This is a genomic window from Arenibaculum pallidiluteum, assembly GCF_017355985.1.
Taxonomy (GTDB): Bacteria; Pseudomonadota; Alphaproteobacteria; order Azospirillales; family Azospirillaceae; genus Arenibaculum; species Arenibaculum pallidiluteum.
Genome location: NZ_JAFIQU010000009.1, coordinates 1 through 21418, shown reverse-complemented (window position 1 = coordinate 21418; position 21418 = coordinate 1). Strand labels below are relative to the sequence as shown.

Sequence of the window (21418 nt, the reverse complement as noted above, 5' to 3'; positions counted from 1 at the left end):
CCAGCAGCCGGCAGGGTACGTCAGGAGGCCAGCGGACACACGACAGGCCCGCCGTGCGATTCGCGGGCGGGCAAGGCAGATCGGCACTTTCCGGACTTTGCACGGCCGGCGAGACATTCAGTGCGAAGCGGTGCGGCATGGCGGACTGTCTCGCGCGACGCGTGTCCCGGTGATTGCCACAGTCGATCTATACGGTCGATACGTCCGTTGTGGGTATGACCCCACCCGAAAGTGCCGAACCGCGCTCCGTCCTACCGAGACGGAAGATGACGTTCCGCCTAAGCCGTTGCCGAAGTGGAACGTTTTTCTCGCTCCAACGAATGCCATTGCGCTGGGATCGCGCGCCGATGTCTCGGCTATGCGGGTGCCGGAGGGAAAGATCGGGACGCAGGGCGAGGAATCATATTTCCCGGCCCGCATTCGATCCTTACAAACGGGTTGCGCGCGGCGCAGGATGTCGGCAAATCTTAGGTTGCTCAACGCGACGGGGTGCTCCCGGTATGGCACGGCGGCATCGAGCCACCGGGCACGCCAGGGGCGCGCGCTGGGGCCGGGCGGCGCCGATGGGCCGTCCGAACCGACAAGGGGGGAACGATGCCGGCTCTCACCAACACGCGCACCAGCGGCGTCTTTCTGGCGCCCGACCGCATGGCAAGCAGCCACCGGGCCGCCGCACCGATCGGTCATCTGGTCCGCGACCTGAACAAGGCCTTCGCCCGCTCCCTTCAGAACCGCATCGCGCTGCACGGCGTCAGTATGGGGCAGTGGTTCTTCCTGCGCGCGCTGTGGGAGCAGGACGGCCTGACCCAGCGGGAGCTGAGCCAGCGCGTCGGCATGATGGAGCCGACGACCGTGACTGCCCTGAACGGGATGGAGCGCCGCGGCCTGGTGGAGCGCGTGCGCAACGTCCACGACCGCCGCAAGGTCAACATCTACCTGACGGCCAAGGGACGGAGCCTGAGGGAGGTGCTGCTTCCCTGCTCCGACGCCGTCAGCGAGCAGGCCCGGCGGGGGATCGACGCCGAGGCACTGAACACCGCCATGGCCGTGCTGGAGCGCATGATGGGCAACTTGGAGCGTGGCGCCGACTGAGCGCCACGCCGGCGACCTCAGTCCTCGTCCTGCGGGATCTCGGGCATCGCCGCGCCCGTCAGGATCGCCCCGTCGAGCTTGGCGCCGCGGAGATTGGCGTCGATCAGGTTCGCGTCCGTCAGGTTGGCGCCGCTGAGATCCGCATTCGTGAGATTGGCGTTGCGCAGGTTCGTGCGCACGAGACTGGCCCCGACCAGCTTCACGTCGCTGAGATTGGCTGGCCACATGCGTCCGGTCGGCTTGCCATCGGGGCCCTTGATGTCGACCGAGCCGATCTCCGCCCCGTCCAGCCTGGCGCCGCTCAGGTCGGTGCCGCGGATGTTGCAGCCGTCCATGACGGCCTTCGTCATGTCGGCCTCGCGCAGGTCGCCCGCCGACAGGTCGGACATCACGAACAGCGCCTCGCGCAGCTTGGCGCCGACCAGGGAAGCGCCGCGCAGGTTGGCGCCGGAGAGGTTCACGCCCGTCAGGTCGATGTGGGACATGTCCTCGCCGATCATCTCGGCCCGGTAGCCCGTGGTGCCGCCGGAGTTGATCCAGGTGAAGTGCTGCTCCAGGCTTCGCTGGATCGACTGCGAGAAGTTCTCGGCCGAGCGTGCGATGTTGGCGCCTGCGCAGTCGGCGGAGGTCAGGTCGACCCCTTCGAGCCTGGCACCGAGCAGGTCCGCGTTGCGCAGGTTGGCGCCGGCGAGGAGGGCGCCCGACAGGTTGCAGTCCCGCAGGTTCGCGCCCGAGAGGTTCGCACCGCTGAGATTGACGCCCTTGAGATCCGCCTTCGCGAGGTTCGCCCCTTTCAGGTTCGCGCCACCGAGATTGACGCCGGTCATCAGCGCCCCCTGGCAGTCCGCATTGGTGAGGCTGCACTCGGACATGTCCGCGCCTGAGAGGTTGGCGCGCGCCAGCGTCGCGTCGTCGAGCTGCGCGCCCGACATATCGGACTTCTGCACGTTGGATCGGTCGGAGCGCCGGTCGATCAGCGCGCCGCCGCGCAGATCGGCCTCCCGCAGGATGGCGCCCTTGAGCCTTGCCCCGCGCAGATGGGCGCCGCGCATGTCGGCGCGGTAGAAATTGCAGTTCGTCAGCTCGGCCTTCTCGAGCTGGGCTGCGAACAGGTCCGCGTAGCTGAGATCGGCCTTGCGCAGGTCGGCGCCCGTCAGGTCGGCGCCGGCGAGCTTTGCGGATTGGAGGTTCGCCCCGGCGAGGTGGGTCGAGCGCAGATCCGTCATCGCGAGATCCGCGCGGGATCCGCCGGACCGCTTGTTCAACCAGCGCTCGTGCCTCTCAAGGATGGCCACCAGTTCGTGCGGTGTCATGGTCCGGCGTCCATCTCCAGCGAGGCGAGGTAACCCCAATGGTGTTGTCACCCAAACTGCACCCGCGGCGCAAGCCCCGGCTGGACGGTGTTGTACCGATTGCACCAGACGCGCACTATATTGTTGCGCCATGTGATCGGTTGGGGACACCTGGCGTCACAGGAAGGGACATGGAATGCAGCAGACCGGACACACTGTGGCCGCCTTCGACACCGAGCTGGAGGCGCTGCACGGCCATGTCCGCCGCATGGGCGAGCTGGCCTCCGAGCAGCTGCGCGCCGCGATCGCGGCCCTTGCGGCGCGCGACGAGACGGCGGCGGCGGCGGTGATCGCCGGCGATGCCGAGATCGACGCAGGCGAGCAGGCCGTCGAGGCGCTCGTGCTGCGCATGCTTGCGCTGCGGCAGCCCATGGCGCGTGACCTCCGCGAGGTCGTGGCCGCGCTGAAGGTCGCTCACAACCTCGAAAGGATCGGCGACTTCTCCCGGAACTGCGCGAAGCGCACCATGGCCCTTTCCCAGCTTCCCCCGGTCGGTCCGCTGAAGTCGCTGGAGAGGATGGCCGATCTCGCCGGCGAGATGGTCCGCGCCGTGGTCGACGCCTATGTGGAGCAGGATCTCGAGAAGGCGCTGGCCGTGCGGGCGCGCGACGCCGAGGTGGACGCGCTCTACACCAGCCTGTTCCGCGAGCTGCTGACCTACATGATGGAGGGGCCGCAGCAGATCACGCCCTGCACCCACCTGCTGTTCGTCGCGAAGAACATCGAGCGCATCGGCGACCACGCGACGAACGTGGCCGAGGCCGTCTGCTTCCTGGTGCGCGGCCGGCGCCCGGAGCAGGAGCGCGCCAAGGAGGACCACTCCAGCTTCGCGGTTGTCGACCCCGGCGCGCGCAGGAACTGATCCCAAGGCCGGAACCCCCGACGCGCGCCGGAGGTTCTTCGGGATTCCGAGGCCCAGGAGGAATCCCATGACCGTCGTTGAAGTCATCGTCGACGATCACCGTGCCGCCCGCGAGATGTATGCCGAGGCGGGGAACGCGCCGCAGCAGGCCAATTCCGAGCGCGCCGACAAGGTGGCGCAGCTCGGCGCGCTCTGGCGCGCCCACAATGCGATGATGTCCGAGGTGGTCTACCCGGCGCTGCAGGCCGTCGATGCGGAGCTGGCCCGCAGCGCGCGGGAACGGCAGGACGAGGTCGCGATGCGGCTTGCGGCACTCGCCTCCGGCGCGGGAGCTGAGGCCGGTCTCGCCGGGGACTGGCTCGCGGATTTCGAACGGTTCAAGGCGGTGCTCGAGGAGCAGTGCCGGATCGAGGACACGCAGGTGGTGGCGGCGATCCGGAACGCGCTGCCGCCCGATGAGACCGCGCGCCTGACGCGCGCCGCGCTGGACCTGCGGCGTGCGCAGGGGATCTGACGGGACCGGCGATGCAAGGGGAAGGCGGGCTTGTGCCCGCCATCCGGGTTTCAGCCGACGACGAGCAGGAGCCCGCTTGCGGCCACGGCTGCGCCGGCGATCCGGACGCCACCGGAGCCGAGGCGTGCGAAGCCGCTGAGGCCACCCCGCGCTGCCGCCACGCCGAGGGCGTGCAGGACGGCCGTCGCCGCCAGCATGCCGAGCCCGTATAGGAGGGGCGAGGCGGCTGCCGGCAGCTCGGTCCCATGGGCGTGGCCGTGGAAGAGCGCGAAGGCCGCAACGGTCGCCATGCCGAACCAGAGCGCCGGGCGCAGGGCCAGGGCGACCGCGGCCCCGAGCACCATCACCGAGGCGGCGATCCCGGTCTCGACCATGGGCAGGCCGATCCCTGCGGTTCCGAGCAGGCCGCCGGCGGCCATCGCCGCCATGAAGCTGGCCGGAAGCGCCCAGACGGCCCGGCCGCCGCGCTGGGCCGCCCACAGGCCGACGGCGACCATGGCCAGCAGGTGGTCGACGCCGCCGAAGGGATGGACGAGACCGTCGACGAGGCCGGCGCCGTGCTCGCCGAAGGGATGCGCCTGCGCGACCGAGGCGGCGAGGGTGGTCGCCACCGCCAGCAGGCCGGCGGTCCAACGGCTTTTCACGGTCATGTCGCTTTCTCCCAATGCTGCCCCGCCGGCGCTGCCCGGCCCGGAATCCCTCTTACGCTGCGCCAGCGAAGGGGTCAACGGCCGTCGGCAAGGGCCGGGGCAGGTCTCGGGCCGCGACACGAAGCGGTCAGGCGCCGGCGCGCAGTGCCGGCCGCCGAATCCCGCCTGCCTCGGCGACGTAGGATTCGAGCTCCAGCGCACGGTGATGCGCGGTGTGCGCCTTCATCACGCGCTCCCTTCCGGCGCGCGCGATGGCCCGGCGTTCGGCTTCGGGCATATCCCGCAGGCAGTCCAGCACCTGCTCGCTGGTGTCCCGGATCAGGATCTCGCGGTCGGGCTCGAAGAGCGCATCGAGCCCCTCCCAGCGGTCCGAGATGATGGCGGTGCCGCAGGCTGCCGCCTCGAAGAGCCGGACGCTCGGCGACCATCCCGCGGCGATCATGTCCGCGCGCGTTACGTTCAGGGTGAAGCGCTGGGCGTTGTAGAAGCCGCGATGGGCCGAGGGGGGCAGATGGTCCTGGCGCCCGACATTGGCTGGCCAGACGATGTCGCCGGGATACTGGGGGCCGACGACCTCGAATCGACCGGCGCTCCAGCGCCGCGCGGGCTCCAGCAGCATGCGCTCGAGGGCAGGCTGGCGGTCGGGGCTGTAGGTGCCGAGATAGCCGAGGTCGATGCGCGGCTCGGTGGGCTCGGGATAGTAGCCATCGGGGTCGACCGAGCAGTAGAGCGCGCGGGCCGCGGGCGAGCCGAGCTCCCGCTCGATCCGGTCGAGGGTCGGGCCTCCGGTGAAGCTGAGATAGAGGTCGTAGCGTGGAATCAGGTCCGGGTGCAGGTATTCGTGGTCGCCGCGCACGAGCTTGGCGAGCGTGACGGGCGTGTCGATGTCGTAGAAGGCAGTCAGGCCTCCGGCCGTCTCGGTGACCCATTCGCCGGTGCGCACGCCGTCAGGCACGTAGGATCCGACGATCACGAGGTCGGCCGCCGCGATCAGCCCCGACCAGTCTCGCCGCAGCTCGTCGAGGTCGCGGTAGAGGGCGAGCCGGCACCACGGCGGCGCGGGCAGGTCGCGATTGTCCGCGTACCAGGGCTTGTCGCATTCGAGGAAGGTCACCCGATGCCCGCGCCGGTCCAGGGCCTTCACCAGGGATCGATAGGTGGTCGCGTGGCCGTTGCCCCACGACGAGGTGATGGAAAGCCCCAGGATCACGATGTCGAGCTGTGTGCGGGCTCGGCGCTGCATGGTTTCGCTCACGGTCTTCGGGTGGCAGGCGGTCGCGCGGATGCTCAGGCCGTCCGGCGGACCGGATGGTCTGCGGTGCCGGTCAGCAACGCCACGACCTCCCCGGCGCGGTGGGCATAGGTGTGCTCGGCCAGCATGCGCCGCCGCGCGGCCTCGCCGATCCGGCGCGAGCGCTCGGGCGTCAGCGCCTCCACATGGGCCGCGACCTCGGCACCGTCGCGGGCGACCAGCACCTCGGTCCCGGGCTCCAGGAACATCTCGATTCCCTCCCAGGCATCGGTCACGAGGCAGGCGCCCGCGCCCGCCGCCTCGAAGACTCGGGTGGGGGGCGAGAAGCCGGTCTCCGCCATGCTGTCGCGGGTCACGTTGAGCACCGCGAGCGCCGAGCAGTTCAGGGCGTTGTGGTCGCGCGTGTAGACATGGCCGACGTAGCGGACGTTCGGGCTCATGGGCTTCCCGTCCCAACCGTTGCCACCCAGCAGGAAGCGCCGGCCCGGGGCCAGCTCGGCCGCCTTGAAGAAAAAGGCGTCGCACCGCCGCTCGCGGTCGGGAAGGCGGCTCGCCATGAAGCCGAGATCGGCGGCGAAGCGCGGAGCGGCCGGCACCGGATGGTGCGTCTCCGGATCCAGCGCATTGTAGATCGGCACGCAGAGCCGTGCGCCGAACCGGCCATAGGCGTCCACGACCGGCTGGCCGCCGCCATAGGTCAGGACCATGTCGTAGCGCGCCACCTGAGCCCGGAACGGGTCGTCTTCGTCCTTGCGCATGCGGGCGAGGGTGGCCGGGGCGTCGACATCCCAGAAGATCTTCAGCGCTCCCGTTCCCGCGACGTCCGGAAGGGCGGCCTCGAGCAGCGCGTCGTTGACGCCGACGCCGCTCGCCTTGACCAGCACGTCCGCGCCGCGCGCCAGCTCCAGCGCTCTCAGCGCGCTCGCCTCGTCCGCCTCGTAGACGACGACGCGCGCCCAGGGGGGATCGTCCATGTCCCGGTGCTTCTGTCGGTCATAGGCATCGGGCTCGTAGAAGGTGATGCGGTGCCCGTGCGCCGCCAACGCGCGGATGATGCCCCGATAATAGGTCGCGGCCCCGTTCCAGTAGGCGGAGACCAGCGAGGAACCGAAGAACGCGATGTCCAGACCGGCCATCAGCGGGCCTCCTCGAGAAGGGATGCGCCGGAGCCCAGGCTCCGGCAGACGGCAAGAAGCTCTTCGGCGCGGTGGCCGCAGGTGTGGCGGGCGCGGATCGTCTCGAGCCCGCTTCGGATCAGCTCGGTGCGCAGGCCCTCGTCCGAGAGGACGTCGCGCAGGCGCCGGGTCATCTCGTCCCCGTCGCGCACGAACAGGAAGTCTTGGCCGGGCCGGAACAGGCCCTCGCTGTCCTCCCACGGCGCGCTCAGCAGAGGGATGCCGCAGGCCAGGGCCTCGAATGGGCGGATCGTGGGGATCCCCGACAGGACCCGCGAGTAGTAGCGGCGCGGCACGTGCACCGTGACCCTGTGGCGCGCGAAGGCCGCGGGCGCCTCGTGGTTCGGCAGATAGCCCCGGTACTCGATCCCGGCCTCCGCCAGGGCGTGCCTGGCCTCGTCGGGGTAGCGCACGCCGTGAACCGCGGCGCGCAGGCCGAGCGCGCGCACGGGACCGAGCAGGAACTCGTGCAGCTCGGCCGTGCGCTCGTCGTCGCCCCAGTTGCCGATCCAGACGAGATCGCCCCTCGCCACGCCGCCTGCCGGCGCGTCCAGGGGGCGGAACAGCGCCGTGTCGGCGGCCTCGTGCCAGACCCAGGCACGGCGGCCCCAGCCGGCCTTGCGGTAGATCTCGGCGATCACTGCGCCGTAGGCGAGAACCCCGTCATAGGCCGAGAGGTCGTAGCGGGCCATGGCCTCGGGATCGCTGACCGACCGGTGGTGGGTGTCATGGAAGAGCAGGCTGAAGGTCCCGCCCGCCGCCCGCTTGCGCCCGATCGCTGCGACGAGATCGTGGTCGTTCCATTCGTGGACGATCACGACGTCGGCGCGTTCGAGCGCCTGGTCCAGGTCGAGCGAGGCGGGATCGTAGGTCTCGGACGAGAGATGCGGGAAAGCCCGCCGGAACTCGGCCTCGGCGGCCGGTCCGCGGTCGGCCAGCAGGTTCGTGCGGCTCCAGCCGCCCGCAGGCTCGAACAGGCGGACCTCGTGGCCGCGCTCCTGGAGCTCACGGACGACGCCGCGCAGGAAATGCGCGTTGCCATGGTTCCAGTCGGATACGAGGGAGTGGGTAAAATAGACGAAGCGCATGGGCTCTCAGCAGGGGACGGAGTGGATCGGGCTGCGCATCAGGTCGCGATAGGCGCCGAGATAGCCCGCGACCATCGCATCGCTGCCGAAGTGCTGCGCACGGTCCAGGGCCGCCGCCGCCAGAGCGGCCAGCCGACGGGGTTCCCGCGCCAGGTCCTGAAGGGCACCGGCCAGCGCAGTGCCGTCGTCGGGTGGCACGAAGACGGCGGCGTCGTCCCAGGTCTCGCGCAGGCTGGGGATGTCGCCGAGCACCAGCGCGCAGCCGCTGAGCGCGGCTTCCAGCACAGAGAGCCCGAAGGGTTCGTAGCGCGCCGGCAGCGCGAAGACCGATGCGCGCGCCATCTCGCCGGCCAGCGCGGCGGAGGGCAGCACGCCGAGCCATTCGGCATGGCTGAGCCGGCGCGGGCCGCCGTCGGGGCCACGCAGGCTTCCGGCAACGCGGACCGGCCAGTCGAGCCGGTCGGCGATCGCGTCCAGCGCCCCGATGTTCTTGGCCTCGTCCCAGATGCGGCCGGCCGAGAGGATGAAGGGCTCGTTGCTGCCGGGTCGGAAGCGCGCGGGCGAGCGGCCGTTCGCGAGCACCCGGCCATGGGGCAGCGGCCCGTAATGCCGTTCCGCTGCCGCCAGCATGGCGCGGGTCGGGGCCGCGACCAGCGCCGCCGCCGCCAGCCCCTCGGAGACGCGGCGGGCATAGGCCTGCCACTCCGCCGGCGCAGGCCCGCCGCGGACGGCCTGCCACCACGACAGCACGCAGGAATGGGCGACCGCCATGACCGGAGCCCGGAAGGGAAGGGCGGCCTGGGCATAGCCGTTCACATGGACGAGGTCCGGCCTCAATCGCGCTTCCAGCTCCAGCAGCCAGGCGGCCGAGCGCTCCAGATCGGCCTCGCAGCCGTCCATCCATTCCAGCCGGCAGGGCAGGACGTGCAGCGATACGCCCGGAAGGGCCGCGGCGGCCGCCTCTCGCTCGGGCCCGGGCGGGTCGCCGAGGACCGCCAGGTCGACGGCGACGCCCCGGCGCCCGAGGCCGTCCGCGAGCTCCAGCGCGTAGTCCCAGACTCCGCCCATCGCGTCGCAGGTCATCAGAAGCCGGGACGGGAGTGCCGCGGCGGTCATGCCGCGGCGGGCCGGGCTGAGGGCTGCGGTCCGGAGGGGATCACGACGCGGCCCGCCGCGGGGCGGCCTGCCGCAGCCCCGGCAGGCGGAACTCGCTCAGCCAAGCGGCGAGATCGGCGAGCCCTGCATCCACCGAGAGCCGCGGCCGCCAGCCGGTCGCCTCGCGGAAGCGGGTCGTGTCCGACACGTAATAGAGCTGGTCGCCGGGCCGCCAGGCGCCGAAGCCGATCTCCGGCCGCGTGCCCGTTTGCGCGGCGATCCGCGAAAGCAGCTCCAGCAGGCTGACGGCGTTCCCGGGCCCGCCGCCGATGTTGAAGGCTTGGCCGGCGATCGCGTCCATGCGTTCGCGCGCCAGCTTCAGCGCGCGCACCAGGTCGTCGACGTGAAGGATGTCGCGCACCTGCTTTCCGTCCCCATAGAGGGTGATCGGCCGGCCGGACAGGGCGCTGATCAGGAAATGGGCGACCCAGCCCTGGTCCTCGGTCCCGAACTGGTGCGGCCCGTAGATGCAGCTCATGCGGAAGACGGCGGCCGGAAGCCCGTAGGTGCGGGCATAGTCCAGCACGTACTGATCGGCCGCGCCCTTGGAGCAGCCATAGGGACTGTAGAAGTCCAGGGGCCGGTCCTCGGCGATGCCGTGCTCGCGCAGGGCCGGGTCGGCCGGCTGCCAGCGCTCGCCCGCCTCCTCCAGCGCGACGTCGCCGAGCTTCCCATAGACCTTGTTGGTCGAGGTGAAGATCAGGGGCACCGGCTCCTTGCGGGCGCGCAACGCCTCCAGCAGGAGGATGGTGCCCCGGGCGTTGGTCTCGAAGTCGTCCAGCGGATCGACCAGGCTGGTGGTCACCGCCACCTGGGCTGCGAAGTGATAGACCGCGGAGGCTTGCGCCACGACATGGCCGACGACGGCTTCGTCGCGGAGGTCTCCGAGCTCCACCGAGACGGCATCGCCGTGCTGGGCCTTGAGCCAGGCGAGGTTTTGCTCGACGCCGGGGCGCGCCAGGCTGTCGAGGATCAGGACGCGCTGCCCGTCGCGGGCCAGGCGGTCGGCCAGATTGGTGCCGATGAAGCCGGCGCCGCCGGTGAGCAGGACGGGACGGTCGGTAGCGCCGCCGCCGCGCAGCAGCGCCGGCGCCGGGCGGGCGACCCTGTCGAACTCGCGCACGGCGGCGATGCCGCCGGCCTCGAGCAGGCGGGCGAGCAGCGGGGCCGGCTCGACCGCGTGCAGCGGTTGAGCCCAGTAGACGCGGTCGACCGGGGCGGCGAGCGCGTCCATCAGCGCCCGCACGGGATTGCGCCGCGCCGGCGGCGCGACCTCGATCCAGATCTGTCCGAGCGCGCCCTGGCGCTGCAGCACGTTGCGGCAGAGAGCGGCGGTGGCGGCCCAGCCCTCCTCGGCCGGGCCTTCCAGCAGCAGCGCGTCGGCCTTGGCGGGCAGCCCGGCGAGGCGCTCGAGACGTTCGGGATCGGTCGGGCCGCGCAGCACCACGCGCACGCCGAGCTGGCGGCAGCGCTGAACGGCCGGGGCCGCCGCATTGTCCAGGGGCAGCTCGACCCAGCGCATCAGCGGGCCGTGGGCCTCCGCGATCTCGATGGCGCGGGACGGCTCGGCCGCGACGACCACGCCGAACTCGCTGGCCAGCCGCGCCAGGAGCCAGCCCGTCCATTTGTCGTCGCCCGTGCCGGGGTCCAGGCGCAGCTCGCGCACGCCGAGGCGCTTCAGGGCCGCGGCGGCCGTCTCGACGGCCTCCCGGTCGCCGGGAGCGAACTGCGCGTGGAGGCCGAGGGCGGGTGTCGTCGGTACTGTCTCCGCCGCGCTCATACGGCCAGCCCCCGCGAGGTGAGCTCGCTGCGCATCACGTCGACCCTGTCCACCGCCACCTGGCCGCGCAGCCAGTCGACGAGCTCTTCCAGGCCCTCGTCGAGGCTGACCTGGGGCCGGTAGTCCAGAAGCTCCTGCGCCAGGGAGATGTCGGCGAAACAGTGCCGTATGTCGCCCACGCGGTGCTTGTTGGTGATCTCGGGCTGCAGGCGCGGCTTGCCCATCAGCTCGGCCAGCTTCTGCGCGACCTCGCGCACCGTCACGACCTCGTCGGTCGAGACGTTGAAGACCTGGCCGTTGGCCCGGTCGGACTGGAGCGCCTTGACGCAGCAGCGCGCGACGTCGGACACGTGGACGAAGTTCCGGCGCTGGAGCCCGTCCTCGAAGATCATCGGCGGCTTGTCGTTCAGCAGGCGCGAGGCGAAGATCGCAAGGACGCCGGTATAGGGGTTGCTGAGCGCCTGGCGGGTTCCGTAGACGTTGAAGAAGCGCAGCCCGACCGTCGGGATGTTGTAGGCCTGCCCGATCAGCATGCACATGCGCTCCTGCACGAACTTGTTGAGCGCATAGATCGAGGCGAGGCTCGGCGTCTTCGTCTCGGGCGTCGGTACGGGGGTCAGGTCGCCGCCATTGCCGCTGGCGGGCTCCCACTGGCCGCGCCGGATCCGGTCTGCAGCGCGCTCGCCGATCGTGACCTTGTGGCCGTGGGCGTCGAGGTACAGGCCCTCGCCGTAGACGCTCATGGAGCTCGCGACCAGCAGCTTCTCGACGGGGTTCTGCAGGATCGCCTGCAGAAGCACGGCCGTCCCCTGGTCATTGATGCTGACGTAGTCGTCGACCTGGAACATGCTCTGCCCGACGCCAACGATCGCCGCGAAATGGTACACGGCGTCCACGCCAGCCAGTGCCTTCTTCACGGTGTCGGGGTCCCGGACGTCGCCGACCATCAGCTCGACATCGGGGGACAGGTAGTCCGGCCGCTGCCGGCCGGGGCCGTGGACCTGCTCCGAGAGGCAGTCGAGCGCCCGGACCCGATAACCCTGGGACAGGAGTTCGTCGGCAACGTGCGAGCCAATGAACCCGGCCCCACCGGTGATCAGGATGGTCTTCGGCATGGCGTCCCTCTTCTTCTAAGTACCTCGGGGAACAACGGGGCTCCGAGTAAAGTTCCAGCCGATTTTTCGGTGTAAGCCGGGGGTATTCCGAACGGATTGGAGGGTCGGCAGAGGGGCGGGACCGGCTCTCTGTGGCCGGGCCACGATCATGGCACTGTCGGCCGGCGCGGCGCGTGACTTGATCGGGGTGCGGACCACGCAACGGGGGCACCGCGCCCTGATCCGGGGTAGCCCGGGAGGTGGGCGCGGGCCTGGATCGGGGCGCAGGCGGCGCCGGCCGCCTAGAGGAACGCCGGGACGATCGAGAGGACGAGCAGGGCAGCCATGACGAGATTGAATCGGCGCAGGCGTCGATCGGTGTCGAGCCAGCGGCCGATCAGCGTACCGAATGCAGCCCATGACGCGCTGGAGGGAAGGCCGACCAGGACGAAGGCCGCGCCGATGGCAAGCACCTGCGCCGCCAGGCTCCCCTCGGGGCTGGTGAAGGTGGCAACGGCCCCGACCGCCATGATCCATGCCTTCGGGTTCACCCATTGGAAGGCAGCCGCACGCCAGAACCCGATGGGCCGCCCGCCGGCCCTGTCGCGGTCGCCATGGCCGGACCTCGCGACCAGCCAGGCGAGGTAGCAGAGATAGACGGCGCCGATCACCTTCATGCCGGCGTGGAGCATCGGGTGGGCGATCAGGGCCGTCCCGAGGCCCAGCCCGACGACCACGACCATGGCAGGGAATCCCAGGGCGACGCCCAGGACATGCGGCAGCGTCCGGCGAAAGCCGAAGGTCGCCCCCGAGGCGGTCAGCATCACGTTGTTTGGACCCGGCGTGAAGCTCGTCACCGCGGCAAAGACGAGAAGGGCTGCGAAAAGGTCGGGCATGGGGCACCGGCGGATCGTTGCGCTGGCTGCGCCCAGACTGGACGTGGGACACTTCGTGAGTCAATTTACGAAGTGTCCTATGACAAGGTTGTTCGTGCGCGAAGCTTCCCCATGGATGCCCTGGCTGGCGGAGGGCGCAGGATCAATCGCCGAGCGGCTTGCCCGCGCGGTGGCGGAGGACATCCGCGCGGGACGTCTGTCCCCGGGGAGCCGCCTGCCGCCGCATCGCGAGGTCGCGCATGCGCTCGGGATCAGCGTCGGCACGGCCACGAAGGCCTATGCCACGGTGGAGCGCTGGGGCCTCGGCCGCGGGACGAAGGGGCGCGGCACCTTCGTCGAGCTGCCGCCAGATGCGCAGGGTCCGGACGCGCCGATCGACCTGTCGCAGAACCTGCCGCCGCCGGTCCTGACCGATGCCGCCCTTGCGGACGCCCTGGCCCGCCTTGCTCGGCGGGTCGGCGGCCTGGGGTTCGGCGGTTATCCTCCCCCCGCTGGGCGCCCGGCGCTCCGCGAGGCGCTGGCGGGCTGGCTGGCGGGGCACAGGCTGCGGATCTCCGTCGACCGTGTGGTGGCGACCAACGGGGCGCAGCACGCTCTTTCGGTCGCCTTCGCTCTCCTGTGCCGCCCGGGCAGCACCATCCTGACCGAGGCAGCGACCTATCCCGGGATCAGGGCGATCGCCGCCCATGCCGGGTACCGACTGCAGGGCGTCGCGCTCGACGCCGAGGGCGTGGTGCCCGACGCGCTCGAGAAGGCGCTGCGTGCGGCCGCGGAACCCCGGGTCCTACACCTCGTCCCGACGCGCCAGAACCCGACGGCCGTCACCATGGGCCCCGGCCGGCGCCGGGACGTCGCGGCGCTGGTCCGGCGGCACGGCGCCTGGATCGTCGAGGACGACGTCTATTCCGTGCTCTCGGACGCTGGCGAGCCCACATTGGCCGAACTGGTGCCCGAGCGGACCCTTTACGTGAACAGCCTGTCCAAGGCGCTCAGCCCGGGGCTGCGCGTCGGTTTCCTGGCCTGCCCCGAATCCCTTGTCGGCGACGCCGTGCGCGGCGTCCTCGCGACGACGCTGACGGCCAACCCTCTTACCTCCCTGCTGGCCTCGGCCTGGCTGTCCGACGGTACGGCCGCGACGCTCGGCGCCGCGATCCGGGCCGAGGCGACGCGCCGGACCGCTCTCGCGATCGCAGCTTTTCCGGGACTGATCCCGGAAGGGCAGGGACCAAGCCATCATGTCTGGCTGCCCATGGCGGCGCCGGAGGCGGAAAGGTTCGCGCGCCGGGCGCTGTCGGCCGGGGTGCTCGTGACGCCGCCGGAGGCGCCGGTCGTGGACCCGGCCCTCGCGAGCGGCGTGCGGATCTGCCTTGGGGCGGCTGTCAGCGTCGAGGCTCTCGGCCGCGCGCTGGAAGTGCTGCGGGGCGTTCTCGCGGCGGGCGGATCGGGAGAGGCGGTGGTGTGACGGGCAGCCTGGTCCTGCGCCGGGCTCAGGCCGGCCGGCGGCGGAACCGCTTGGCCACGCTCACCGTCACGACCACCAGGACGAGCACGAGCAACAGCCCCAGTCCGACGCCCTCGGCCATTGGCCCCAGCACGTGCTGCAGCGCGGCGCCGGCCAGATAGCCGCCGCCCGCGAAGGCGATGGCCCACAGTCCGGCCGCCACGAAGTTTAGCGTGGCGAAGCGCCGCCAGGAGATGCTGCTCATTCCCATGGCGAAGGAGCTGACGTTGCGGACGCCATACACGAAGCGGAAGGTCAGGATGAAGCCGGTGCTGTAGCGGTCCAGCAGGGACAGGGCCTTGTCGACGCCGCACTGCATGCGCGGCCAGCGCCGCAGCAGCGCCGGGCCGTAGCGGCGTCCCACGTAGAAGTAGAGCTGGTCGCCGAGGAAGCTGCCGCCCCAGGCGCATGCGATCAGGGTGCCCAGGTCGAGCATGCCCTCGCGCGCGGCGACGCCGGCAACGAGGACGACGGTCTCGCCCTCGAGGAAGGTCCAGACGGCAACGATGGCGTAGAAGAACTGCCCGTAGTCGCGGATGAGTTCGAAGATGTCCATGCGCCGTGCGTCGGAGCCTCCGCATCGGCTGCCCCCGCGGCGCCGTACCGGTCCCAGAACATAGAGGCGCGGCGCCGCGCGCGATAAATGAAATCGCCGTAATCTTGCGGCGCGAACGGGGTGGATTGCCCACCTGCGACCTTATCCCGCAGCTTTATCCCGGAGCCCTAACCCATTGCAGCGGCGGCTTGGCGGACAGCCGTCATGAATAGCCGCACGGCGGCAGGCGGATCGATGTCGGCGCGTGTGGTCAGCCCGACCGGGCCGCTTGTGTCCGTGGTGTCCACCGGCAGCTCCGACAGGACGCCCTCCCGCAGGTCGGGTTCGGCGACCCCGCGCGAGATGATCCAGACGGCATCGCTGGTCCGGGTGATGCCGCGTCCGAAGGACGTGGACACGGTCTCGATGCGGTTGGGAAGCACGGCGACCCCGTGGGCCGCGAGCATCCGGTCCACCGCGGGCCGGATCAGGGCGTCGGCGTCGGGCAGCACGACCGTGTAGCGCGCGAGCCGCGTCAGGTCGAGCGGCCCCGGCCCGAGCAGGGGATGGCCCGGCCGCACCAGCAGCGCAACCCGCTCTGAGTAGAGGTGGACGAAGGCGACGTCGCGCATGTCGTCGGGCTGCCCCAGCCGGCCGACCACCAGGTCGAGATCGCCCTGGCGCAGCCGGTCCATCAGGTAGCGGTTCGGCCCGCTGACGAGGCCGACGACCGTCTCCGGCGCCTCCCTCTTGAAGCGCAGGACGGCGTCCGGCGCCAGACGCGAGGCGACGGTCGGCAGGACGCCGACGCGGATTGGCCGCTGCGCGCCGTCGCGCGCCTGCGCGATGCTGTCGAGGCCCTGTCGCAGAGCGGCCATGCTGGCGCCGGCATGCCGGAGGAAGACCTCGCCGAAGGCGCTGAGGAACACGCCGCTGCGGCTTCGATCCATCAGCGAGACACCCAGGATCTCCTCGAGCTCCTTCAGCGTCTTCGACACCGCCGGCTGGCTGAGCGCGAGCGCGACGGCCGCCTTTCCGACGCTGCGCCGGCGCGCGACCTCGAGGAAGCACTGGATGTGACGCTGCTTGATCCGGGCATCGATCATGGATGGCGGCCACGCAAGTACAGGAGGGTGAGGTTTTCATTACCAGCGGTAATGCGTGCGGCAGAGAAGACCATTTTTCATGGCGATATGCGATGGCATAGAAAGAGTGCGTCACGCCGAATGTTTGCAGGGAGGAGCGTCATGGCCGATACCGACGACCGGAGGCATGCCGAGGGCATGAGGACGCGGCGCGCCGTTCTCGGCGATGCGCATGTCGACCGCGCGGAGGCGAACCGGACGGAGTTCGACACGGATTTCCAGCGCTTCATCACCGAAGGCGCCTGGGGATCGGTGTGGAGCCGTCCGGGCCTCACGCGGCGGGAGCGCAGCCTGATCACCATCGCGCTGCTCGCCGCGGGCGGGCACCACGAGGAGGTCGCCATGCATGTGCGCGCCACCCGGAACACCGGTGCCAGCGCCGAGGACGTTAAGGAGGCCCTGCTGCACGTCGCCGTCTACGCCGGCGTGCCGGCCGCCAACAGCGCCTTCCGCATCGCGAAGGAAACTTACGCGGCCCTGGCGGCCGCCGAGCGCAAGGGAGAAGCTCGATGAGCACGTCGCCGCGGGACTGGTCGTCCCATCCGCCCTACGTCTATCCCGACTACAAGTCCACCGTCCTGCGCGGGCCGACCAGACCCCTGATCCCCCTGAAGCACACGCTGTCCGAGCGCACCGGGCCTGTCTACGGGCACGACAGCCTGGGCGCGCTCGACAACGACCTGACGCGCAACGGCCGCAGGAACGGCGAGCCGCTGGGCGAGCGCATCGTGGTGACCGGGCGCGTGACGGACGAGGCGGGCCGGCCTGTGCGCAACACCCTGGTCGAGGTCTGGCAAGCCAACGCCGCGGGCCGCTACGTCCACAAGGTCGACCAGCACGACGCGCCGCTCGACCCCAACTTCCTCGGAGGGGGGCGCTGCGTCACCGACGATGAGGGGCGCTACAGGTTCTACTCCATCAAACCCGGCGCCTATCCCTGGGGCAACCACCACAACGCCTGGCGGCCGAACCACATCCATTTCTCCCTCCTGGGGCCGAGCATCGCGACCCGGCTGGTGACGCAGATGTACTTCCCGGGCGACCCGCTGCTCGACCTGGACCCGATCTTCCAGGGCACGCCCGAGGCAGCGCGCAGCCGCCTGATCTCGAAATTCTCCATCGACGTGACGGAGCCGTCCTTCGCGCTCGGCTACGTCTTCGACATCGTGCTCCGCGGCGCGTCCGCGACGCCCATGGAGGTGTGACGCCATGGCGTTCAGGCAGACCCCCTCGCAGACCGTCGGCCCCTACTTCGCCTATGGCCTGACCCCCCAGCAATACGGCTACGACTTCGCCAGCATCGCGACGCCCGTGGTTGCCGACGAGACGGTGTCGGGACAGCGCATCCGGATCGTCGGGCGGGTGTTCGACGGAGCCGGGGCTCCCGTCAACGACGCGATGATCGAGATCTGGCAGGCCGACGGGCAGGGCCGCTACGCGGCGCCCGGCGGGGCCTCCAACGCGGCCTTCCGCGGCTTCGGCCGGTGCGGCACCGGCACGGATCCGCAGAACCGGTACTTCTTCGACACAGTGAAGCCGGGCGCCGTCGGCGACGGCCAGGCGCCGCATGTCGCCGTGACCGTGTTCATGCGCGGGTTGCTGACCCACGCGTATACGCGGATCTACTTCTCCGACGAGGCCGAGGCGAATGCCGGGGATCCGGTCCTCGCCAGCGTGCCGGCGGAGCGGCGCGACACGCTGATCGCGAAGCGCGAGGAGGGCGATTCCGGGATCGTCTACCGCTTCGACATCCACATGCAGGGCGAGCGGGAGACGGTCTTCTTCGATGTCTGACGCCGGAGGGCCGGAGCGGCCCCCGCTCCGGCCCTCCGTGCCCTCAGTGGACCGTGCCGGCGGCGCGGCCGCGCGGCGCGCGCTTGCCTGCCGCGCCTTTCGCCGCCGTGGCGCCAGCGCCCTTGCCGCCGGCGGCAGCCGTATCGGACGGCTTGGTGTCTTTCGCACCGGCCTTGGCGCGCGGTGTGCGGGATCCCTTGGCGGGGGTATCGGTCGCGCTGCCGGCGGACGCGCCCGTCCCGGCGGCGTCCTTGCGCCGGCCCCGCTTCGGCTTGGCGGCGTCCTCGACCACCGAGGCGGCCGCGCCGACCGCCGCCGAGATCGCGTTGGCGGCCGTATCGATCACGCCGCTGGCGACCTCGACGAGGACGCCCTTGGCCTTGCGGGTGGCGCGGGTGGTCGTGCCGCCCGCGGCCTCGGTCTTGGCGGCAACGCGGCCACGGCCGCGGCCGCGCGCCGGGGCAGTCTGGCCGGGTTCCTGAACCGGTTCCTGGACCGAGATCCGCGCCTTCACCGCGTCCTCCTCCTCGATCTCCCGCACCGCCTGGTGCCAATGCTCCGCGTCGCGGCCTTCGGGCCGTCCCTCGCGGTGCCAGATCTCGTAGGCGCGCGCCTCGATGCGTTGATGGCGGTCCATGCCCCTATCCTTTTCCGCAAATTGCGTTTGAGCCGGAACGCACAGGCGGGCGGATCGTTCCCGCGCCTTATTGGCGCGGCCTTGCGGCTGCTAGGTCACGGTAGCGAGGTCGCCCGCGGCGCCAGTCTCCCACAGCCAGCGCCGCGCCGACGGGACGCTGTCGAAGATACGGACCAGGAGCTGGTCCTGGGAGACCTTGTCGACGACGGACTGCACGGCAACCACGTTGAAGTAGAAGACCGGCTGGACCAGGGCGACGTGCCGGACACCCGCCGCGATGAGGCGCGGGATCCAGTTCTCGGTCAGCCAGCGCTGGTCCTCCGCCCCGATCAGTGTGAAGTTCGTGATGTCGCCGAGCAGCTTCGTTGCGGCGGCTTGGCGCACCGCGTCTAGCACCCGCTCGTTGGCCTCGCGGAACCGCTGGCTCGTGAAGTAACCATTCCACGACATGGTGAGGCATGGGACCTTGGGATCGAAGGTCACCACGCATTCGGATCCATCGCTTCCACCCGTCATCGCCAGATCCTGCTCCGCCGGCCTTTATCGGACAGACGGTAGCGAAGCGCTTCGGCGCGTCAAACGGGATGATCGGCAGATGGCCGCGCCGCCGACGGTCACGGCGGCCGGAGCCCAGCCAGCCCACTGTGGGGACGAGTTCCACCAGGCTGGATGGTGGCGGGGCTGGTGCCGGGTGTCGGGATCGAACCGACGACCTTCCGCTTACAAGGCGGGTGCTCTACCAGCTGAGCTAACCCGGCGCCCTGGCCTCACGGCGGCGGAGACTAGCGCTCCACGGCCGGTCCGACAAGCAGCAGGGCGGGGCGGGGAGCCCCGGCCTCATCCCAGGCGCGCGATCTCGTAGAGCGCGACGGCCGCGGCGTTGGACACGTTCAGGCTGCCGATGGGGCCGCGCGTCGGCAGGCGGGCGACGGCATCGCAGCGTTCCATGGTCAGGCGGCGCAGGCCGCTGCCCTCGGCGCCGAGCACGATCGCGACACGGCCGTCCAGGCGCGTCTCGGCCAGGGTCGCGGGTCCGCTCTCGTCGAGTCCGACGCACCAGTAGCCGCCGTCGCGCAGCTCGGTCAGCGCGCGCGCCAGGTTCACGACCCGAACCAGCGGCACCACTTCGAGCGCGCCGGAAGCGCTCTTGGCGAGCGTGCCGGTCACCTCGGGAGCATTGCGGTCGGGCAGGACCACGCCGCTCGCCCCGAAGGCCGCGGCCGAGCGCAGGATGGCCCCGACATTGTGCGGGTCCGTCACCTGGTCGAGCAGCACCAGCACGTCCCGCTCCCGCGCGGCGCCGGCGCGAATGAGATCCGCGAGATCGAGCTCGGGCAGGGGGGCCGCGTCCAGCACGGCGCCCTGGTGCACGGCATCGGGCAGCATGCGGTCCAGCGTCGCGCGATCGGTGCGGCCCGGTGCGGGGCGCGACAGACCCTTGGCCGCGGCCTCCGCCAGGGCCGGGGCGAGCGCCTCCAGCGCGGCCTCGGTCGCCAGCAGGCGGCGGATTCGCCGCTCCGGATTCGTCCAGGCGGCGGCGACGGGGTGGATGCCGAAGAGCAGCGCGTTGCCGCCGGCGGCGCGGGCTGGGCCCTTGCCCGACGGCTTCCCGGCGGCCTTGCCCGGCTGGCGCGGGCCGCGCGAATCCCGGGATGGCTCCTCGCGCGCCGCGGCGCCGCGGGGATCGCGCGGCCCCTCCTGCGGCGCGGGCGCGGCGGGCCGGGGGCCGGGCCGGCGCTCGTCGCGCCCGGCCGGATTGCGGGAGGCGGCCTGGGGGGACGCCGGGCGGTTCGGCCGGGGGCCGCGATGCTGTCCGTTCCTGCTCATGACGGGCCCCAATGTGCCCGGCCGGGGCCGTGCGCGCCAGCGGCTTCGCCCGGGCTTTTTGGCGTTGACATCGCGTTCGGAATTCTCATAGTGCGGCTTCTCCGTTCCGGGGCAGCCCGGACGGGGCGGAGGGGTTGCCGAGTGGTTAAAGGCAGCAGACTGTAAATCTGCCCGCGTCAGCGTTCGTTGGTTCGAATCCAACCCCCTCCACCATCAGTTCTGCGACGGCGGTCCCGGCCGGCGCCCGACCCGAAGCGGGAAAGGCAGCGGTGCGGAGCGTCGTTTCGTGCACTTGGTCCGCGGGTGTAGCTCAATGGTAGAGCAGGAGCCTTCCAAGCTCACGACGGGGGTTCGATTCCCCTCACCCGCTCCAGCCGCCGCACGGGACCCGTCGCCTAGGACAGACCGGACCGGAACAGAGACGTCGGCATAGGCCCACGGGGACAGAGAAGCGATGGCGAAGGCGAAATTTGAGCGGAACAAGCCGCACTGCAACGTTGGCACGATCGGTCACGTGGACCATGGGAAGACGTCGCTGACGGCGGCGATCACGAAGGTTCTTGCGGAGACTGGCGGGGCGACGTTCACGGCGTACGACCAGATCGACAAGGCTCCCGAGGAGAAGGCGCGCGGGATCACGATCTCGACGGCGCATGTGGAGTACGAGACCTCGAACCGCCACTACGCGCATGTGGACTGCCCCGGCCACGCGGACTACGTGAAGAACATGATCACGGGCGCGGCGCAGATGGACGGCGCGATCCTGGTGGTTTCGGCGGCGGACGGCCCGATGCCGCAGACGCGCGAGCACATTCTGCTGGCGCGCCAGGTCGGCGTTCCGGCGATCGTGGTGTTCATGAACAAGGTCGACATGGTGGACGACCCCGAGCTTCTCGACCTGGTCGAGCTCGAGGTTCGCGAGCTTTTGTCGAGCTACGACTTCCCTGGCGACGACATTCCGATCGTGAAGGGCTCGGCGCTGTGCGCTCTGGAGGACCGGAGCCCGGAGATCGGGCGTGAGGCGATCCTGAAGCTGATGGCCGAGGTCGACCGCTACATTCCGCAGCCG

At 70.9% G+C, this 21418-nt stretch carries 22 protein-coding genes and 3 tRNA genes; 10 read left to right on the top strand and 15 right to left on the bottom strand.

Translation table 11 applies throughout. The annotated features are described in order from the left end of the window. Positions 1 to 594 precede the first annotated feature (594 nt). Positions 595 to 1092: a MarR family winged helix-turn-helix transcriptional regulator gene (locus tag JUB13_RS18145; protein WP_236025048.1), complete on the top strand. Its 498-nt coding sequence runs from the start codon at positions 595 to 597 to the stop codon at positions 1090 to 1092. A gap of 17 nt (positions 1093 to 1109) precedes the next feature. On the opposite strand, the gene JUB13_RS18140 is transcribed toward JUB13_RS18145, so the two are convergent. Further along, positions 1110 to 2405, bottom strand: a complete 1296-nt coding sequence (locus JUB13_RS18140) for a pentapeptide repeat-containing protein (protein WP_207481472.1) — start codon at positions 2403 to 2405, stop codon at positions 1110 to 1112. Positions 2406 to 2580: 175 nt separating this feature from the next. Here JUB13_RS18140 and phoU point away from each other — a divergent pair, with 175 nt between their 5' ends. Further along, positions 2581 to 3306, top strand: coding sequence for a phosphate signaling complex protein PhoU (gene phoU / locus JUB13_RS18135; protein WP_207481470.1), 726 nt, complete (start codon positions 2581 to 2583; stop codon positions 3304 to 3306). A 67-nt stretch (positions 3307 to 3373) separates the two neighbouring features. Beyond that, positions 3374 to 3820: a hemerythrin domain-containing protein gene (locus JUB13_RS18130; protein WP_207481468.1), complete on the top strand. Its 447-nt coding sequence runs from the start codon at positions 3374 to 3376 to the stop codon at positions 3818 to 3820. Between the two features lie 50 nt (positions 3821 to 3870). Here the strand turns inward: JUB13_RS18130 and JUB13_RS18125 are convergent, their stop codons facing one another. The 8 genes from JUB13_RS18125 to JUB13_RS18090 form a co-directional block, all read right to left on the bottom strand. Next, positions 3871 to 4470 (bottom strand): HupE/UreJ family protein, encoded by a 600-nt coding sequence (locus JUB13_RS18125; RefSeq protein WP_207481466.1) that lies wholly within the window; start codon positions 4468 to 4470, stop codon positions 3871 to 3873. A 127-nt stretch (positions 4471 to 4597) separates the two neighbouring features. Beyond that, positions 4598 to 5713, bottom strand: coding sequence for a CgeB family protein (locus JUB13_RS18120; RefSeq protein ID WP_207481464.1), 1116 nt, complete (start codon positions 5711 to 5713; stop codon positions 4598 to 4600). A 44-nt stretch (positions 5714 to 5757) separates the two neighbouring features. Then, on the bottom strand, positions 5758 to 6858 hold the full coding sequence (locus JUB13_RS18115; protein WP_207481463.1) for a CgeB family protein: 1101 nt from the start codon (positions 6856 to 6858) through the stop codon (positions 5758 to 5760). Then, entirely contained in the window at positions 6858 to 7985 is a 1128-nt protein-coding gene (locus JUB13_RS18110) for a CgeB family protein (protein WP_207481462.1), read from the bottom strand. The genes JUB13_RS18115 and JUB13_RS18110 overlap by 1 nt, the downstream gene beginning before the upstream one ends. Positions 7986 to 7991: 6 nt before the next feature. After that, complete coding sequence (locus tag JUB13_RS18105; RefSeq protein ID WP_207481461.1) at positions 7992 to 9101, bottom strand: glycosyltransferase family 4 protein; 1110 nt, start codon at positions 9099 to 9101, stop codon at positions 7992 to 7994. A gap of 40 nt (positions 9102 to 9141) precedes the next feature. Next, on the bottom strand, positions 9142 to 10920 hold the full coding sequence (locus JUB13_RS18100) for an NAD-dependent epimerase/dehydratase family protein (RefSeq protein WP_236025047.1): 1779 nt from the start codon (positions 10918 to 10920) through the stop codon (positions 9142 to 9144). Then, positions 10917 to 12035, bottom strand: coding sequence for an NAD-dependent epimerase/dehydratase family protein (locus tag JUB13_RS18095; protein WP_207481460.1), 1119 nt, complete (start codon positions 12033 to 12035; stop codon positions 10917 to 10919). The genes JUB13_RS18100 and JUB13_RS18095 overlap by 4 nt, the downstream gene beginning before the upstream one ends. 281 nt (positions 12036 to 12316) lie before the next feature. Beyond that, on the bottom strand, positions 12317 to 12910 hold the full coding sequence (locus JUB13_RS18090; RefSeq protein WP_207481459.1) for a LysE family translocator: 594 nt from the start codon (positions 12908 to 12910) through the stop codon (positions 12317 to 12319). A 115-nt stretch (positions 12911 to 13025) separates the two neighbouring features. Between JUB13_RS18090 and JUB13_RS18085 the strand changes: the two genes are divergently transcribed. Then, entirely contained in the window at positions 13026 to 14372 is a 1347-nt protein-coding gene (locus JUB13_RS18085; protein ID WP_207481458.1) for an aminotransferase-like domain-containing protein, read from the top strand. A 25-nt stretch (positions 14373 to 14397) separates the two neighbouring features. Here the strand turns inward: JUB13_RS18085 and JUB13_RS18080 are convergent, their stop codons facing one another. Both JUB13_RS18080 and pcaQ read right to left on the bottom strand, forming a co-directional pair. Further along, positions 14398 to 14967: a DedA family protein gene (locus tag JUB13_RS18080; RefSeq protein ID WP_207481457.1), complete on the bottom strand. Its 570-nt coding sequence runs from the start codon at positions 14965 to 14967 to the stop codon at positions 14398 to 14400. Positions 14968 to 15134: 167 nt separating this feature from the next. Then, positions 15135 to 16052, bottom strand: a complete 918-nt coding sequence (gene pcaQ / locus JUB13_RS18075; protein ID WP_207481456.1) for a pca operon transcription factor PcaQ — start codon at positions 16050 to 16052, stop codon at positions 15135 to 15137. Positions 16053 to 16193: 141 nt separating this feature from the next. Here pcaQ and pcaC point away from each other — a divergent pair, with 141 nt between their 5' ends. The 3 genes from pcaC to pcaG are packed head-to-tail and all read left to right on the top strand — an operon-like array spanning position 16194 to position 17885. Continuing rightward, positions 16194 to 16604 carry a 4-carboxymuconolactone decarboxylase gene (pcaC, locus tag JUB13_RS18070; RefSeq protein ID WP_207481455.1) on the top strand — a complete coding sequence of 137 codons (411 nt, stop codon included), beginning with the start codon at positions 16194 to 16196 and terminating at the stop codon, positions 16602 to 16604. Beyond that, positions 16601 to 17296, top strand: coding sequence for a protocatechuate 3,4-dioxygenase subunit beta (gene pcaH / locus JUB13_RS18065; protein ID WP_207481454.1), 696 nt, complete (start codon positions 16601 to 16603; stop codon positions 17294 to 17296). The genes pcaC and pcaH overlap by 4 nt, the downstream gene beginning before the upstream one ends. 4 nt (positions 17297 to 17300) lie before the next feature. Then, on the top strand, positions 17301 to 17885 hold the full coding sequence (pcaG, locus tag JUB13_RS18060) for a protocatechuate 3,4-dioxygenase subunit alpha (protein ID WP_207481453.1): 585 nt from the start codon (positions 17301 to 17303) through the stop codon (positions 17883 to 17885). 43 nt (positions 17886 to 17928) lie between these two features. Here the strand turns inward: pcaG and JUB13_RS18055 are convergent, their stop codons facing one another. The 4 genes from JUB13_RS18055 to rlmB form a co-directional block, all read right to left on the bottom strand. After that, the gene (locus tag JUB13_RS18055; protein ID WP_207481452.1) at positions 17929 to 18522 is read right to left on the bottom strand and encodes a DUF2934 domain-containing protein; all 594 of its coding nucleotides are present in this window, start codon (positions 18520 to 18522) and stop codon (positions 17929 to 17931) included. Positions 18523 to 18612: 90 nt separating this feature from the next. Further along, complete coding sequence (locus JUB13_RS18050) at positions 18613 to 19038, bottom strand: hypothetical protein (RefSeq protein WP_207481451.1); 426 nt, start codon at positions 19036 to 19038, stop codon at positions 18613 to 18615. A gap of 166 nt (positions 19039 to 19204) precedes the next feature. Beyond that, a tRNA-Thr gene (locus tag JUB13_RS18045) sits at positions 19205 to 19280 on the bottom strand. 79 nt (positions 19281 to 19359) lie between these two features. After that, positions 19360 to 20349, bottom strand: coding sequence for a 23S rRNA (guanosine(2251)-2'-O)-methyltransferase RlmB (gene rlmB / locus JUB13_RS18040; protein WP_207481450.1), 990 nt, complete (start codon positions 20347 to 20349; stop codon positions 19360 to 19362). A gap of 127 nt (positions 20350 to 20476) precedes the next feature. Here rlmB and JUB13_RS18035 point away from each other — a divergent pair. The 3 genes from JUB13_RS18035 to JUB13_RS18025 all read left to right on the top strand — a co-directional run. Continuing rightward, a tRNA-Tyr gene (locus JUB13_RS18035) sits at positions 20477 to 20562 on the top strand. Between the two features lie 86 nt (positions 20563 to 20648). Beyond that, positions 20649 to 20722, top strand: a tRNA-Gly gene (locus JUB13_RS18030). Between the two features lie 81 nt (positions 20723 to 20803). Then, on the top strand, positions 20804 to 21418 hold a 615-nt coding region (locus tag JUB13_RS18025; RefSeq protein ID WP_207481448.1), incomplete at its 3' end, for a GTP-binding protein.